This is a genomic window from Actinomadura sp. ATCC 39365 (genome assembly GCF_054392275.1).
Window position 1 is genome coordinate 3,948,199 of record NZ_CP184335.1, and the last position, 16,535, is coordinate 3,964,733.

At 73.2% G+C, this 16,535-nt stretch carries 13 protein-coding genes; 7 read left to right on the forward strand and 6 right to left on the reverse strand.

Going from position 1 to position 16,535, the window contains the following annotated elements:
• Positions 1 to 7: 7 nt before the first annotated feature.
• From ACNF49_RS19620 to ACNF49_RS19645, 6 genes are all read right to left on the reverse strand, one after another.
• Positions 8 to 1,198: a Cmx/CmrA family chloramphenicol efflux MFS transporter gene (locus ACNF49_RS19620; RefSeq protein ID WP_482944606.1), complete on the reverse strand. Its 1,191-nt coding sequence runs from the start codon at positions 1,196 to 1,198 to the stop codon at positions 8 to 10.
• Between the two features lie 65 nt (positions 1,199 to 1,263).
• On the reverse strand, positions 1,264 to 1,836 hold the full coding sequence (locus ACNF49_RS19625; RefSeq protein WP_482944607.1) for a TetR/AcrR family transcriptional regulator: 573 nt from the start codon (positions 1,834 to 1,836) through the stop codon (positions 1,264 to 1,266).
• Positions 1,837 to 1,880: 44 nt separating this feature from the next.
• Positions 1,881 to 4,019, reverse strand: a complete 2,139-nt coding sequence (locus ACNF49_RS19630) for a serine/threonine-protein kinase (protein ID WP_482944608.1) — start codon at positions 4,017 to 4,019, stop codon at positions 1,881 to 1,883.
• 202 nt (positions 4,020 to 4,221) lie between these two features.
• Positions 4,222 to 5,592, reverse strand: coding sequence for a YlbE family protein (locus ACNF49_RS19635; RefSeq protein ID WP_482944609.1), 1,371 nt, complete (start codon positions 5,590 to 5,592; stop codon positions 4,222 to 4,224).
• A 52-nt stretch (positions 5,593 to 5,644) separates the two neighbouring features.
• Positions 5,645 to 6,988 (reverse strand): AllF/FdrA family protein, encoded by a 1,344-nt coding sequence (locus ACNF49_RS19640; RefSeq protein WP_482944610.1) that lies wholly within the window; start codon positions 6,986 to 6,988, stop codon positions 5,645 to 5,647.
• Positions 6,985 to 7,833, reverse strand: coding sequence for an oxamate carbamoyltransferase subunit AllH family protein (locus ACNF49_RS19645; RefSeq protein WP_482944611.1), 849 nt, complete (start codon positions 7,831 to 7,833; stop codon positions 6,985 to 6,987). Before ACNF49_RS19645 ends, ACNF49_RS19640 begins: the two co-directional genes overlap by 4 nt.
• Before the next feature lie 130 nt (positions 7,834 to 7,963).
• On the opposite strand from ACNF49_RS19645, the gene ACNF49_RS19650 reads away from it, so the two are divergent.
• From ACNF49_RS19650 to cutA, 7 genes are all read left to right on the forward strand, one after another.
• A complete protein-coding gene (locus ACNF49_RS19650; RefSeq protein WP_357964820.1) occupies positions 7,964 to 9,574 on the forward strand; it encodes a PucR family transcriptional regulator in 1,611 nt (536 codons plus the stop codon).
• Positions 9,575 to 9,585: 11 nt separating this feature from the next.
• Entirely contained in the window at positions 9,586 to 9,795 is a 210-nt protein-coding gene (locus ACNF49_RS19655) for an RNA-binding S4 domain-containing protein (protein WP_352363868.1), read from the forward strand.
• A gap of 103 nt (positions 9,796 to 9,898) precedes the next feature.
• Positions 9,899 to 11,227 carry a uracil-xanthine permease family protein gene (locus tag ACNF49_RS19660; RefSeq protein WP_357964818.1) on the forward strand — a complete coding sequence of 443 codons (1,329 nt, stop codon included), beginning with the start codon at positions 9,899 to 9,901 and terminating at the stop codon, positions 11,225 to 11,227.
• Between the two features lie 151 nt (positions 11,228 to 11,378).
• Positions 11,379 to 12,803, forward strand: coding sequence for a uracil-xanthine permease family protein (locus ACNF49_RS19665; RefSeq protein ID WP_482944612.1), 1,425 nt, complete (start codon positions 11,379 to 11,381; stop codon positions 12,801 to 12,803).
• Positions 12,800 to 13,672, forward strand: coding sequence for an FAD binding domain-containing protein (locus tag ACNF49_RS19670; protein ID WP_482944613.1), 873 nt, complete (start codon positions 12,800 to 12,802; stop codon positions 13,670 to 13,672). Before ACNF49_RS19665 ends, ACNF49_RS19670 begins: the two co-directional genes overlap by 4 nt.
• Positions 13,662 to 14,138 (forward strand): (2Fe-2S)-binding protein, encoded by a 477-nt coding sequence (locus tag ACNF49_RS19675; protein ID WP_357964812.1) that lies wholly within the window; start codon positions 13,662 to 13,664, stop codon positions 14,136 to 14,138. The genes ACNF49_RS19670 and ACNF49_RS19675 overlap by 11 nt, the downstream gene beginning before the upstream one ends.
• Before the next feature lie 37 nt (positions 14,139 to 14,175).
• Positions 14,176 to 16,527 (forward strand): aerobic carbon-monoxide dehydrogenase large subunit, encoded by a 2,352-nt coding sequence (gene cutA / locus ACNF49_RS19680; protein WP_482944614.1) that lies wholly within the window; start codon positions 14,176 to 14,178, stop codon positions 16,525 to 16,527.
• Positions 16,528 to 16,535 lie beyond the last annotated feature (8 nt).

Genomic DNA, 16,535 nt, shown 5'->3' on the forward strand with positions numbered 1-16,535 from the left:
CCGTACCTCACGGCCTCGGGACGGCCTCGGCCCGGTGGGCCGCGGCGACCGGCTCCCGGCCCGGACGGGCGGACAGGGCCACCACGCCCAGGGCCGCCACGCCGAGCACGGCGCCGATCCAGCCGACGGACGGGTATCCGGCACCCGCCCCGATGGCCAGCCCGCCGAGCCACGGCCCGACGGTGATGCCGACGTTGAAGGCGCAGACGTTCATCGCGGCGGCCATCGTGGGGGCGTCCTTGGCCAGGGCGAAGACGCGGGTGTTCAGCGTCGGGTTGGTGGCGAAGCCGAACCCGCCGAGCAGCAGGACCAGCGGCACGGCCAGCACCGCGACCGGCGCGGCCAGGGCCAGCAGGACCGAGGTCACGACCAGCCCGGCGATGCCCGCGTACAGGGTCGCGAAGGGGCGCGTGTCGGCGGTGCGCCCGCCGATCGTGATGCCGATCACCGCGCCGACCCCGTACAGCGCCAGGACGGCGGGCACCCAGGCGGCCCGCAGGCCGGTCGTGTCGACGAGCATCGCGCTCAGGTAGCTGAAGGAGACCAGCAGCCCGCCGGTCGCCAGGGCGGTGGTGGCGAAGGCCAGCCACAGGCGCGGGCTCAGCATCGAGCGGAGCTGCTCGGCCACGCCCGGCGCGGACTCCCGCTCCGGCCGGCCGCCGGGGATCGTGGCCAGCACGCCCAGGGCCGCCAGCGCCGACAGCGCGGCCACGGCCCAGAACGCGGCGCGCCAGCCGAGGTGCTGGCCGATGACCGTGCCCAGGGACAGCCCGACGACGGTGGCCACGGTCAGCCCGCCCGCCACGATGCTCATCGCCCTGCCCCGGGCGTTCGGCGGCACCAGGCCGACCGCCGTGGAGGCCGCGACCGCCCAGAACCCGGCGTAGACGAAGGCGCCCGCCACGCGGGTGGCGAACAGCAGGCCGTAGCTGGTGGTCAGGGCTCCGGCCACGTGGGTCAGCGCGAAGACCGCCATGAACGTCAGCAGTGCCGTCCGGCGGGGCCAGCGCATCGTCACGACGGCCAGCACCGGCGCCCCCACCAGCATCCCGATCGCGAACGCCGAGATCAGCAGCCCCGCGTCGGGGACGGACACGCCGAGGTCGGCGGCCATCTCCGGCAGCAGTCCGGCCAGCATGAGCTCCGAGGTGCCCTGGGCGAAGATCGCCAGCCCCAGGATGAACACCGCCAGCGGCATGAGAACTCCTCTGTTTTAGAACGCTCAGTACAAAACTCGGGCATGAAAAAACAGGTGGGTGGGGGTCAGAAAGCGGTCAGCGCCGTCGTCGCGATGGATTCGAGCACCGCCCGGCCCGCCCCGCCCCGGGCCGCGACGCGCAGGCCGCTGACCGTGGCCACGACGAAGTGCGCGAGGGCCAGGGCGTCCTTGTCCGCGCCGATCTCGCCGCGGGCCTGGCCGCGCTCGATCGCGCCCCGCATCGCCTCCACCCGCCGCTCGCCGTCGCGGCGCAGCAGGACGGCGATCTCCGGGTCGTGCGGAGCCAGCTCCACCAGGGCGTTGACCACCAGGCAGCCGGCCGGGTCGCCGGCCCCGGGGTCGACCGCCTGCCACAGCACGGTCCTGATCTTCTCCACGGCGGGCGCGTCGGAGGCCATGAGCTCGATCAGCGCGGACGTGCGCTCCTCCTGGTAGCGGCGCAGGGCCCGCTCGTAGAGGTCGCGCTTGCTCGCGAAGGTGTTGTAGATGCTGCTGCGGCCCAGGCCGGTGGCCTCGCACAGGTCCTGGGTCGAGGTGCCTTCGTAGCCCGCGTCCCAGAACGCGCGCATGGCCGCCTCGACGGCGCGGTCCTCCTCGAACATCCGTGGTCGTGCCATGACGAGCACGCTAGCACGTTTTGGAATGATCAGTGCAATATGGGTCAGGTGGTCTGGCGGAACGTGTCCAGGAACACCTTGCGGGCCCCGGCCTGGTCGTCCCACTTCAGCTCGGGCATGTCGAACGCGATCGTGAAGGCGGTCTTGTCGTCGAGCGTGACGTACCGGGTCAGGGCGTGCATCGGGACGCCGTCCTTGGAGGTGTAGGTGTACTCCCAGTCGGCGGCCTTCCAGTCGCGGTAGTCGACGGCCTGGAGCTGCACCTGGATGTAGCCCTCCACGCCGCCGTCGGCCTCGCGCCGGCTCAGCTCGGCGAGCCCGTCGGCCTGTGGGGCGGCCTGCTCGACGACGATCCGGGTGCCGGAGTCCTTGGGGCCGGTGAAGGTGGCCGCGTCCCCCGAGGCGGCCAGCTTCCAGCCGTCCGGGACCGCCGCCGCGAAGCCGGGCGGGGTGTGCTCCTTGTAGCCGTCGGGCACCGGCGACGGCCCGGACTTCCGCGGCGCCTGGCTGGCGGCGGCCGTCGACTGCGTGCCGGGCGAGACCTGCGGCGAGCCGCCGGACAGGATGACCACGATCGCGCCGATCACCATGGCCACGCCCGCGACCGCGCCGGCGATCAGCAACGGCGTGGGCCTGCCGCCACGCATCCAGGGGCCGTCGCCCTCCTGGACCCTGCGGCGGCTCGTGCCCGCCCGCGAAGGACCGCTGCGCGCGGGGCCGTTGCGCGTGGGGCCGGTCCGGGTGGAGCCGGTGCGCGAGGAACCGGTCCGGGTGGAGCCGGTGCCCGACGAGCCGGCGCGTGCTCCGGCGCCGGAGCCGGGCAGGGTCGCCAGGCGGCTGTGGCTGATGTCGTGCGACAGGTCGCGCGAGTGCTCGCGCAGTTCGTCGGCCGAGGCCAGCGGCCACGGGGCCGGGACGGCGGCCGCCCTGCTGTCCGTGGTCAGCGGCAGGATCGGCTGCGGCGCGGGCGGGACGGGCGCGTCGAGGTCGTCGAGGTCCTCGGCGGGCGGTTCCATCCGGTGCGGGCCGGACGGGCCGCCGAAGGCGTCGAAGCCGCCGGCCGGGGACGGGAGCCGGTCGGTGCGATGGCTGCCCGACGGGCTCGACAGGCCGTCGTAGGGCGGCACCGCGTACCCGCCCGCCGGGCCGGCCAGCGGGTCGTACGGCACCCGCACCGGCCCCGAAGGGGTCTCCACGATGCGCGAGGGCATCGGCCCGGACGGGTGCTCCAGCGGCGGCAGCATCCCCAGCGGCGTCGGGTCGGACTCGGCCGGCAGCGTCTCGGGCGGGCGTGGACGGGCCGAGCCATGGGCGCGCAGCACCGCTTCCAGCAGGTCGGCGACCTGCTCCGCGGTGAGCCGCTCGGCCGGGTTCTTGCGCAGCAGTCCCTCGATCACCGGCAGCAGCGCCCCGGCCCGCTGCGGCCTGATCGGCTCCTGGGTGAGCACCGCGCCCAGCACCGCGATCGCGTCCGGCCCCTCGTACGGTGGCCGCCCCTCCACGGCCGCGTACAGCGTCGCGCCGAAGGACCACAGGTCGGCCGCCTGCCCGATCGGCTGCCCGGACAGCCGCTCCGGCGGCACGTACGCGGGCGAGCCCATGAGCAGCCCGGTCTGCGTGATCGTCACGTCGCCCTCGATGGCGGCGATGCCGAAGTCGGTCAGCACCACGCGGTCCGAGGTCAGCAGCACGTTGCCCGGCTTGATGTCGCGGTGCAGGATGCCGGCCGCGTGCGCGTGCCGGAGCGCGTCGAGCACGCGGATGCCGATCTCGGCGGCCTGGATCACCGGCAGCGGGCCGCTCTGCCGCACGGCCTGCTCCAGCGACCAGGCGCGGACCAGCTCCATCACGATCCACGGCCGGCCGTCCTCCTCGACGACGTCGTGGACGGTGACGATGCCCGGATGCGTCAGCCGGGCAGCCGACCTGGCCTCGCGCAGCATGCGCCGGTGCGCCATCTGCTTGCCCGCCTGATCCAGCCCGTACGGCAGGATCAGCTCCTTGACCGCGACGTCCCGGTCGAGCAGCACGTCGTGGGCGTGCCACACCATGCCCATGCCGCCCCTGCCGACCGGCGACATCAAGCGGTAACGCCTGCCGACCAGTCGCCCCTGGCTCTGCGGGTCACCTCCCGGCGCACCCTGGTCCGGGCCGGGCCCGCCGAGCAAGCGGTCGGCTGCCATCTTGCCGCCCCCATTCAGCCTCATCCGTCACATCAGAGCGTGACCACTTCGTGCGGTGGATCGCCGTACGCGCCACCGTGCGCCATGCGCTACTTGCAGATTATGAGGTTCGCCACGATATCGGCGGAAAATCAGTAATGGAAGGCGAAGACCCTTTACAGCTGCTCTGACGTGCAGATATACGGCTTTTCAAACTGATCACTTACTCAGCGGCGAGTGCGATCAAGGCGCTGGTGAACGCCTGTGCGGGCGGCTCCACCAGCCCCGCGCCGACCTGGCCGGTGCCCGCGACGCGTCCCGCGATGCCGGTGTTGACGACCGGCAGAATGCCCGTCCTGGCGACGAGCGTCACGTCGATGCCGACGGGCGTGCCGCGGAATCCGAGCCCGGGAATCTGGTACGCGGGATGCTCGGCGAGCGTGATCTCGTACATCGAGCGGGTGGCCCGTACCGCGTCGGCCACCTCGCCGCCGACGAAGCGCACGATCGCGGGCGCGGCGGCCATCGCGAAGCCGCCCAGCCCGGAGGTCTCGGTGATCGTGGAGTCGCCGATGTCGGGGTTGGCGTCCTGCGGGCCGTACGCGCCGAGGTAGAGGCCGTCGGGCACCCCGGCCGGGCCGGTGAACCAGCGTCCGCCGAGCCCGGAGACCTGCACGCCGAAGTCGGTGCCGTTCCTGGCCATGGCCACGACCAGCGAGGAGCCGGGGATGTCGCGGGCGGCGTCCGTGCTCACCTTGCCCGCGGCCATGCCCGCGTTGAGGAAGAAGTGGTCGTTGCCGTTGATGAAGCGCAGCACCTGCGCCGCCTGCGCGGGCGCGGCCTCCACGAGGGCCGGGGCCAGCTCGCGCAGCAGCAGCGAGGTGGCCGCGCGGTTGCGGTTGTGCAGCTCGTCGCCCATCTGCAGGGCCTGCGCGATCAGCGAGCGCAGGTCGATCGGGCCGGTACGGGCCAGCGTCGCGGCGAGGACCGGGCCGAGCACCTCCTCCATCCAGCGCAGCCGGTCGAGCACCTCGGGGCCGTACGCGCCGTACCGGAGCACCTTGCCCAGGCCCTCGTTGAGCGAGCAGTAGGCGGTGCCGCCGTGCTCCTCGTCGCGTACCTCCAGCAGCCACATCGACGGGCTCACCACGCCCGCCATCGGCCCCACCGTGGCGTGCTCGTGGCAGGGCCGCAGCGCGACCGCGCCCGCCGCCAGCCCGGCCTCGGCCTCCCGCTCGTCGCCCGCCGGGCCCTCCAGCAACATCGCGCCGATCAGCGCGCCGCGCATCGGGCCCGAGGCGCGGTCCCACTCGATCGGCGGCCCGGCGTGCAGGAACGTCCTCGCGGGCAGCACCTCGGCGGCCCGCCGCAGTCCCACCAGGTACGGCCGCGCGCCGGTCAGCCTGCGCACGGCCAGCTCGTTGGCGGCCGTCCTGCGCGGGTCGGCCAGCACCCTGGCCAGGGCGTCGGCGGTGCCGGGCAGCGGCGGCCGCCAGGCCACCGGCGTCGTCGGCACGGCCTGGGCCGTCAGCGCCTCGTCGAGCAGCCCCGCGCCGACGGTGATCACCCGCGGCGGCCCGGACAACAGGCTCACGACACCCTCCCGGCAACACGACGAACGGCGAACGGGCGAATGGCGGGCGGGGTCACAGGAGGCTCCGGGCGTGACCGGCGGCCTCGGCGTTGGAGACGAACACGGCCGCCCCGGCCTCGCGCAGCGCCGCGGCCTGCCGGTGCAGGTCCTGGGGGTCGCCCGCGCTGCCGACCAGCGCCACCACGACCGTGGCCGGCGTACGGGCGACGGCCGGCGCGAGCGAGGCCGCCGGGTCGGGGTCGGCGGCGTGGCCGAGCACGACGTCCATGAGCACCACCTCGTCCGCCCGGACGCGCGACAGGGCCTCCAGGCGCAGCGTCGGGTCGATCATCGGATGCGCCCTGCCCCTGGTGTAGGCGTCGTCCCCGAAGTCGGTGAACTCGCCGGGCCCGGCCAGCACGGCGGCCTCCGCGCAGAGCGTGCCGCCCGAGTACAGGCCCCTGACGCTGCGCGGCTCCCCGCGCAGCGCACCCGGCCACGACGGCCATCCGGGCACGCTGCGGCCCAGCGCCCGCAGCGCCCGCCCGGCCGCCTCGGTGAGGTCGGTCTCCGGCAGCACCGCCTCCACCACCGGCGTGCGCAGCCCGGCGGCCACCTCCCGGACGGCCTCCGCCACGCCGGGGTCGGGCGGCTTGCCGACCAGCACGATCAGCTCGGTGGCCGGATCGTCGTCGAGCAGCCGCAGGGCGCGCATCGTGGCCAGCCCGCCGACCTCGGCCGACAGGTCCCTGCCGCCCACGCCGAGGATGTGGCTGATCCCGGCCTCGGCCCAGTCGAGCAGGCAGGACACCTGCTGGGCGCCGGTGCCGGAGGCGGCGACCAGGCCGACCGGCCCCGGGCGCAGCACGTTGGCGAAGCCGAGCCCGACGCCCGCGATCGAGGCGGTGCCGCAGTCGGGCCCCATGACCAGGACGCCGCGCTCCTCGGCCAGTTCCTTGAGCCACCGCTCCTGGGCGAGGGGCACGCCGTCGCTGAAGATCATCACCGGCAGCCCGGCCTCGACCGCGTCGTAGGCCTCGCAGAAGGCGTGCTCGCCGGGGACGGACACCAGGACCAGGTCGGCCGGCGTCCTGGCGGCCGAGCGGGTGGTGAGCGGCGGCTGCTCTTCGGCGGCCGTGGCCCCGGTGGAGGTGGTGGCTCGCGCGGTCAGACGGGCGTCCAGCTCCTCGACGGCCCGTGCGGGGTCGGCGCCGCGGAGGGCGATGAGCAGGTCGCCGGGGCCCGCGGGCGGGGGCTCGAAGCCGAGGTCGCGGACGATGGCGAGGTTGAGCTCGGTGGCCATGGCCACCATCGCCACCTCCACGCCCGGCATTTCGGTCAGCGCCCGACTTATTCGCATCAACGTGACGGAGTCGTGGTACGTCCCTTTTCTCAGCTGGATCAGGTCGTCGCTCACGGGCGCCCGCTCAACGCCCGGACCGAGGCCAGCCCGATCGAGATGCCCTGGGCCAGGTCGGCGCCCGAGGTGTGGCCGAGCCGGTGCAACCGCCGCAGCGCCGGTTCGAGCGCCTGCCTGCCCGCGATGCCGCGCAGCACACCGGTCACCTCCGGGCTGGCCTCGCCCCTGGCCGCGCAGTGCAGCAACGTCGCCGAGATCGGCGTCGTACGGGTGCGCGCGTCGTAGGTGACGGTCGCCGCCAGCCAGTCGGCCAGCCAGACCGCCCGCCGCGTGCCGGTCGCCGTGCCGAGGTGCCTCAGCGTCACCAGCAGCCCGGCCAGCACGTCGTCGCCGCTCGGCGTGAGCCCTGGACCGAGCCCCACGAGCCGTTCCGCCGCCGTCACCGCGTCCAGCAGCCGGGCCTGCGCGCAGCTGCGCGCCAGCAGCTCGACCGCGTCGTTCCCGGCCAGGCCGGGCCGTCCGGGGCCGTCCAGGACGACGTCCGCCAGGCTCTGCGGGTCGACCGGGCCCAGCGCCGGAGCCGGGTCCCACCAGCGGCGCACGCCGAGGCTCAGCGAGCCCAGCTCGATGCCGCGGTCGCCCACGGAGGCGTCGTCACCCACGGTGACCCGAGGCAGCGGCGTGGCCAGCAGCACCGAGTTGGGCAGCCGGGCCGCCTCGCCGGTGATGAGGGCGATCACCGAAGGCTCGCAGTCGGTCCTGACCTCCAGGTATATCCCCGCGGAGAACGCCGCGAGCACCCGGGCCGGGCTGCGCGGGGCCTCCAGCACGGGACGCACGGCGGTGCTCGCCGCGCCCGTCACGCGGACCCGCGCACGCCGCGCATGAGTACTGACGGTCACCGAACCTCCCATCGGACCCTGGTCCTGACCGTAGAACGGCCGCGGAACCCTCCGTACGGAGAAATTTGCCAACAGTCAGCGGGAAGGTTGGCTCTTCCTGACAGACCATCTGTGGAGTCACAATCACCACATGGAGCCCCCCGTGCGTCTGGCCAGCACCGGAACGATCATCCATGGCGTCTCGGTCGGGGAGGTGCTCGGCGTCTCGACGCTGGCCGAGGCCAGGCTGATCGCGGGGGAGAGCGGGCTCGGGCGCATCGTGCAGCGGCTCAACGTGATGGAGGTGCCCGACATCCTGGCCTGGGTCAAGCCGCACGAGCTGCTGCTGACCACCGGCTACCCGCTGCGCAACACGCCGCAGTCGCTCGGCCGCCTGGTCGCCGACCTGGACGAGCGCGGCCTGGCCGCCCTGGCGATCAAGCTCGGCCGGTACGTGGACGAGCTGCCCGCCGAGATGACCGAGCAGGCCGACCGGCTCGGCTTCCCGCTCATCCTGCTGCCCAACGACGTCGGCTTCGACGACATCCTCAACCAGGTGCTCACCGACATCCTCAACCGCCAGGCCGCCGTGCTCGCCCGCGCCGAGGAGGCGCACCGGGCGCTGGTCCACGTGGTGCTGGCCGGCGGCGGGCTGAACGAGGTCGCCGCCGAGGTGGCCCAGCTCCTCGACGTGGCCGTGGCCGCCGTCGACGGCTCCGGCCGGGTCCTGGCCACCGCCGGGGCGGCCGAGCACGTCGCCGCCCTGCGCGAGTCGATCTCCCGCGAGGGGCCGCCGCCCGCGCGGGCCGCCGACACGCCCGGCCGCGGCAGGGCGTTCGCCTCGGCCCCCGTGCTGGCCGGCGGGCACCACCACGGCCGGATCGTCGCCTACAGCGCCACCGGCGCGATCAGGGACAGCGACATCGGCATCCTCGAACGCGCCGCCACCGTCGCCGCGCTGGTCGTGACCCGGCAGGAGGCGGTCAACGCGGTCGAGAGCAAGTACCGGGCCGACTTCCTGCGCGACGTGCTCACCGGCCGGGCCGGCACGCCCGAGCGGGTCGACGCCAGGGCCAGGGCGTTCGGCTGGGACCTGGCGCGGCCGGTGATCGTGCTGGTGGCCGAGCTCGACCCCGACGGCGACGAGCGCAGCGCCCAGGACCGGCTGGTGTCCTGCTGGACGGCGGCCGTGCGGCGGCACGACCCGCGCGGCGCGGTGGCCGGGTTCTCGCACGAGGTCGTCGCCGTCGTGGACGCCTCGCTCGACGCCGCCAGGGTGGCCAAGGACGCCGCCTCGGCGTTCGCCGACCTGCCGCCCGCGACGTTCTCGACCGGCACCTCGCGGCCGAGCCCGGGGGCCGGGACGCTGCCGGAGGCGTACGCGCAGGCGATGAAGGCGGCCCGGGTGGGCCGGCAGCTCCACGGGCCGGGCGCGGTCGCGCACTTCGACCAGCTCGGCGTCTACCGGCTGCTGTCGCTGGTGAACGACACCGGCGAGCTGCACGCGTTCGTCCGCGAGACGCTGGGCCCGCTGGCCTGGGACGAGGACGCCGAGAACGCCGACCTGCGGCGCACACTGCAGGTGCTGCTGGAGACCAACCTGAACGTCGCCGAGACCGCCCGCCGGCTGCACTTCCACTACAACACGCTGCGCTACCGGATCGGGAAGCTGGAGCGCCTGCTCGGCAACTTCACCGACGACCCCCACCTGCGGCTCAACCTGACCCTGGCCCTGCACGTGCTGCGCATGCGCGGCATCTAGGCTTGGGGCTCGTGGATCTGGATTTCGAACTGCGTTCCGAGTACATCCCGCTGTGCGACCTGCTGAAGTACTGCGGGGTCACCGAGACCGGCGGCATGGCCAAACACCTCATCGCCGAGGGCCTGGTCCAGGTCGACGGCGAGGTCGAGCTGCGCAAGACGGCGAAGATCCGTACCGGCCAGGTGGTGAGCGGCGACGGGTTCACGATCCACGTGCAATAACGGCCCACCGTATCCGGATGGCCGCGACACCCCTTATTGTGCTCTCCGACATACTTCGGAAGACGTCGCCGCTGGTCAGGCGGAAGATTGAGGTGGGTTCGCGGTGTTCGGGTGGAAGCTGCACGGCGACGGGAAGCGTCTGACGCCGGGAGAGGTCGTCAAGCCTGACGAGCGGCTCTCCTGGCCCAGGATGGTCGGCATCGGCGCCCAGCACGTCATCGCCATGTTCGGCGCGACGTTCGTGTTCCCGCTGGTCATGGGGCTCGACGCGAACCTGGCCGTGATGATGTCCGGCGTCGCGACGATCCTGTTCCTGCTCATCGTGAAGGGCAAGATCCCCAGCTACGTCGGGTCGAGCGCGTCCTTCGTGGGGGCCGTGGTGGCGATCAGGGCGGCCGGGGGCGGCGACGCGACCGTCACCGGCGCGCTGCTGGCCGTCGGCGTCGTGCTGGCCGCCTGTGGCCTGGCCATCCACCTGCTGGGCGTGCGGATCATCCACCGCGTCTTTCCGCCGATCGTCACCGGCGGCGTGGTGATGCTGATCGGCTTCGGCATGGCCTACGTCGCGGCCGACGTCTACTGGCCCAAGGACCCGTGGGTGGCGCTGCTCACCATGGCGGCCACGTTCGTGTTCATCGGGGTCTTCAAGGGCTTCCTCGGCCGGATCGGCGTGCTGCTCGGCCTGGTCTTCGGGTTCGTGCTGTCGTGGGTCTGGGACATGGTGGGCGGCAAGATCCTGGCCCCCGACGCCACCGGCAAGGTGACCGAGCACTTCCGCGTCGACCTCCAGGGCGTCGCCAAGGCCGACTGGATCGGCCTGCCGTCGCTGCACGGGCCGGTCTTCGAGGTGTCGGCGATCGTGCTGGTGCTGCCGGTCGTGATCGCGCTCATCGCCGAGAACGTCGGCCACGTCAAGGCCGTCGGCGAGATGACCGGCGCGGACGTCGACGGCTACATGGGCCGCGCCATCATGGCCGACGGCGTCGGCACCGTGGTCGCCACCTCGGTCGGCGGCCCGGCCACCACCACGTACGCCGAGAACATCGGCGTCATGGCGGCCACCAAGGTCTACTCCACGGCCGCCTACTACATCGCCGCGGTCATCGCGATCCTGTTCGGGCTGTGCCCCAAGTTCGGCGCGCTGGTGGCCGCGACCCCCGACGGCGTGCTCGGCGGCGTCACGACCATCCTGTACGGCATGATCGGCCTGCTCGGCGCGCGCATCTGGATCGAGAACAAGGTGAACCTGTCCGACCCGGTCAACCTGGTCCCGGTGGGCGCCGGCATCATCATCGCCATCGGCCCGGTCGCGTTCCCGATCACCAGCACGTTCTCCCTCAGCGGCATCGCGCTCGGCACGATCGTGCTGCTCGTCGGCTACCACCTGCTGCGCGCCACGCGCCGCGAACCGGTGCCCGAAACCGGCCGATAACCCCCTCTCTGAGAGGCCGGCGACTTCCCCCGTACGGAGGTTCGCTCTGGTGACCGCGGGATATTTGGCAGATCATGCCCGTGTAGCCGCATCCCAGCGGTCCTAATGTGCCCGCAAAGGCACGGTCGCCGGCCCGGAAGAGAGGGCGCAGATGGTTTTCGGATGGACCAGACACGGTGACGGCAGGCATCTGGCGCCCGGTGAGGTGGTCAGGCCCGACGAGCGGCTGAGCTGGCCGCGCATGGTCGGCTTCGGCGCCCAGCACGTGATCGCGATGTTCGGCGCCACGTTCGTGTTCCCGCTGGTGATGGGGCTCGACCCGAATGTCGCCGTGATGATGTCCGGCGTCGCGACGATCATGTTCCTGCTGATCGTGAAGGGCAAGGTGCCCAGCTACCTGGGCACCAGCGCGTCGTTCGTCGGCGGCGTGTTCGCCATCAGGGCCGCCGTCGGCACCGACCAGAGCATCGCCGACGCCCTCGTGACCGGCTCGATCCTGGTGGCCGGGCTCGTGCTGGCGCTGGCCGGGCTGGCCGTGCACGTGCTCGGGGTGCAGATCATCCACCGGGTCTTCCCGCCCGTCGTCACCGGCGCGGTGGTGATGCTCATCGGGTTCGGGCTGGCGTACGTGGTCGCGGACGTCTACTGGGGGCAGGACCAGTGGGTGGCGCTGGTCACGATGCTGGTGACGTTCGTGGTGATCGTGGCGTTCAAGGGCTTCGCCGGGCGCGTCGGGGTGCTCATCGGGCTGGTCACCGGGTTCGCGCTGTCCTGGGTGCTGGACCTGGTGGCGGGGCCGGTCACCTCCGTGCTGCCCGGCCAGAACCTGCGCGACGCGGCCGGCGCCGCCTGCCCGGCCGAGGGCACGTACTGCGTGGCCACGGCCTTCCCGCACGACCGGGTCAGCTTCGACGCCGTCGCCAGGGCCGACTGGTTCGGGCTGCCGGACTTCCACGCGCCCGACTTCCGGTTCTCCGCCGTGCTGCTCGTGCTGCCCGCGGTGATCGCGCTCATCGCCGAGAACGTCGGCCACGTCAAGGCCGTCGGCGAGATGACCGGCACCGACGTCGACCCCTACATCGGCCGGGCGATCATCGCCGACGGCGCCGCCACCGTCGTCACCAGCGCCGTCGGCGGCTCGCCCACCACCACCTACGCCGAGAACATCGGCGTCATGGCGGCCACCAAGGTCTACTCCACGGCCGCCTACTACATCGCCGGCCTGATCGCGATCCTGTTCGGCCTGTGCCCGAAGTTCGGGGCGCTGGTCGCCGCCACGCCGGGCGGCGTGCTCGGCGGCGTCACCGTCATCCTCTACGGCATGATCGGACTACTCGGCGCCAAGATCTGGATCGAGAACCGGGTGGATTTCGCCGACCCGGTGAACATGGTCCCGATCGGCGCGGGCATCATCCTGGCGATCGGACCGGTGACGCACATGATCGGCGGAGACTTCTCCCTGGAGGGCATCGCGCTCGGCACCGTCGTGGTGGTGGGCGGCTACCACCTGCTGCGGGTCATGGCCGGGCGCTCCCGGGGACGAGCCCCGCACCCGGCCCCGGGCGAGGCCGGGTGAAGCCGCCGCCGTTCACCCACCACGCCCCCGGCGACCTCGGCGCGGCGCTGCGGACGCTCGCCGAGGTGCGGGGCAAGGTGCTGGCCGGTGGCCAGAGCCTGATCCCCATGCTCAACATGCGGCTGGCCGCGCCCGAGCACATCGTCGACATCAACCGCCTGACCGCCCTGGACACGGTGGAGTCGGGCGGCGACGGGGTGCGGGTGGGCGCGCTGGCCCGGCACTCGCGGGTGGCCCGGTCCGGCGCGCACCCGCTGCTGACGAAGGCGCTGCGGCTGGTCGCCCACCCCGTGATCCGCAACCGGGGCACGGTCGTCGGGAGCCTGGTGCACGCCGACCCCGCCGCCGAACTGCCCGCGGTGCTGGCCGTCCTGGGCGGCTCGGTGCGGCTGGCCCGCTGGACCCCCGACGGCGTCACCGAGCGGGACGTGCCGGCGCACGAGTTCTTCGTCGGGCCCATGGAGTCCGTCGTCCGGCCGGACGAGCTGGCCGTGTCGGCCTACTTCCCGGCGCTCGGCGGGCGCGCGGGGACGGCGTTCGAGGAGGTGTCCCGGCGGCACGGCGACTACGCCCTGGCCGGCGTCTGCGCCGTGGTCACGCTCGACGAGGACCTGCGCGTCGCCGCGGCCAGGGTCGCCTGCGTCGGCGTGGGCCCGGTCCCCGTCCTGATGGACGTGACGCGCGCGTGCGGCCACCGGCCGGCCACGAGCGTCGACTGGCCCGCCGTCGCGCGGACCGTGCGGGAGGGGACCGACCCCGAAGGGGACATCCACGCCACCGCCGCCTACCGGCGGCACCTGGTGGGCGTGCTGGCCGAACGGGCACTGCGCGAGGCGGCACGGGAGGGGACGGCGACCGGTGGAACATGAGATCACGCTGACCGTGAACGGCACGGCCCGGCGGGTCAGCGTCCCCGGACGCCGCCTGCTGTCCGACTGCCTGCGCCACGACCTCGGCCTGACCGGCACGCACGTCGGCTGCGAGCACGGCGTCTGCGGCTGCTGCACGGTGCTGCTCGACGGCGAGCCGGTCCGGTCGTGCCTGACCTTCGCGGTCACCGTGGACGGGCACGAGATCACCACCGTCGAGGGCCTGGCCGGCCCGGACGGGCTCTCACCGGTGCAGCGGGCCTTCGCCGAGTGCCACGGCCTGCAGTGCGGCTTCTGCACCCCGGGCTTCCTGTGCACGGTGACCGCCCTGCTGGCCGACAATCCGGCGCCCACCCACGAGGAGGTGCTCGAAGGCGTGTCCGGCAACCTGTGCCGGTGCACCGGCTACCAGAACATCGTCAAGGCCGTCCACCGCGCCGCCGAGTTGCTGGCGGAGGAGTCGTGAGCTTCGGGCGGGCCGGCGGGCCGCGGGTGGGGGGATCGTGACGACCAGGATGTTCGGCGAGCCGGTGCAACGGCGGGAGGACCCGAGGCTGCTCACCGGCCAGGGCCGCTTCCTCGACGACCTGGGCCGCGACGCGCTCGCCGCCGCGTTCGTCCGCTCACCCCACGCCCACGCCCGCGTCGGCGACATCGACGTGTCCGCCGCGCTCGACGTGCCGGGCCTGGTCGCGATCTACACCTGGGAGGACCTGCCCGAGCGGGTGGGCCGGCCGCTGCCGCTGCTGATCCCGCACCCGGCGCTCACCCACGGGCGCACGGCGTACCCGCTGGCCAGGGAGGTCGTCCGGCACGTCGGCGAGCCCGTGGTCATGGTCGTGGCCGCCGACAGGTACGCCGCCGAGGACGCCTGCGCGCTCATCGAGGTCGCCTACGAGCCGCTCAAGCCGGTCGTCGGCCTGGCCGAGGCGGTGCAGGGCGCCCAGCTCGTGCACGAGGACGTGCCGGGGAACGTGGGGGCGCACCTCGTCCAGGAGGTGCCGGGGGCCGACGGCAGGGGCGCGCGCGAGGCCGTCGAGAGCGCGCCGCACACGCTGGCCTTCCGGCTCGACATCGAGCGCAGCGCCAGCATGCCGCTGGAGGGACGCGGCGTGCACGCCCGCTGGGACGGCCGCGACCTGCGCGTCCACTCCAGCACCCAGACCTCCACCAGCGTGCGCATGGCCGTCGCCGCCGCGCTCGGGCTGCCGCTGCCGCAGGTCGAGGTGATCGCCCCGGACGTCGGCGGCGGCTTCGGCGTCAAGATCGTGCACCCGTGGCCGGAGGAGATCCTGGTGCCGTGGGCCGCGATGACGCTCGGCCGCGAGATCAAGTGGACCGAGGACCGCAGGGAACATTTCATCTCCTCCGCGCACGAACGCGCCCAGATCCACCACGTACGCGTCGGCTTCGACGACGACGGCCGCGTCCTGGGCCTGGACGTGACGATCCTGCATGATCACGGCGCCTACACGCCGTACGGGATCATCGTGCCCATCGTCACCTCCACGCAGTTGCTGGGGCCGTACAAGCCGGGGGCCTACCGGGTCGAGTTCACCGCGGTCTACACCAACACCGTGCAGGTCACGCCGTACCGCGGGGCCGGTCGCCCGCAGGGCGTGTTCTGCATGGAGCGGACCATGGACAAGATCGCCCGCTATCTGGGCAAGGACCGCACCGAGGTGCGCGCGGCCAACTTCATCCGGCCCGAGGAGTTCCCCTACGACCAGGGGATGACCTTCCAGGACGGCCGCCCGCTCATCTACGACAGCGGCGACTACCCGGAGATGCTCCGCATGATCAAGGAGCTGATCGGCTGGGACTCCTTCGAGCGGCGTCCGGGCCGGGGGATCGGCATCGGCTGCTACGTCGAGGGCACGGGCGTCGGCCCGTACGAGGGCGGGCACGTGCAGATCACCTCCGACGGCCGGGTGCACGTCTCGACCGGCCTGACCTCCCAGGGGCAGGGCCACGAGACCGCCTTCGCCCAGATCGCCGCCGCCGAGCTGGGCGTGCCCATCGAACGCGTCAGCGTGGTCACCGGCGACACCCGCAGGTTCGGGTACGCGGTGGGCACCTTCGCCTCCCGCGCCGCCGTCGTCAGCGGCAACGCCATCGCCCTGGCCTGCCGGAAGGTCAAGGACAAGGCGCTGCGTATCGCGGCCGACGCCCTGGAGGCCGACCCGGCCGACCTGGAGATCGACGACGGCATGGTGCACGTCGTGGGCGCGCCGACCGCCGCGATCCCGCTCTCGACGGTGGCGGTGCTGGCCAACCCGCTGCGCTACGCCTTCGACGAGGAGACGGCCAGGGCGACCCAGTTCTCCGGCGCGGCCGACCCGGCCCGCCCGCCGGTGGCCGAGGGCGACGAGCCGGGCCTGGAGGGACGCGAGTTCTACTCGCCGATCAGGTCCACGTTCGCCTCCGGCATGCACGCGGCCGTCGTGGAGACCGATCCGGACACCGCCGAGATCAGGGTCGTCAGGTACGCCGTCGTGCACGACTGCGGCCGGCTGATCAACCCGATGATCGTGGAGGGCCAGATCCACGGGGGAGTGGCCCAGGGCATCGGCGGCGCCCTGTACGAGCGCATGGAGTACGACGTGCACGGCCAGCTCGTCAACGCCTCGTTCATGGACTTCCTCATGCCGTACGCCACCGAGATCCCCCCGATCGAGACCGCCCACCTGGAGACGCCCTCGCCGCTCAACCCGCTCGGCATCAAGGGCGCGGGCGAGGCCGGCGTGATCCCGGTGTCGGCGGTCATCGCCTCGGCGATCGAGGACGCCGAGGGCATCGAGATCGACCGTATGCCCATCTCGCCGTCGGACCTGTTCGAGCTGCGTATGCGATGATCGGCGCC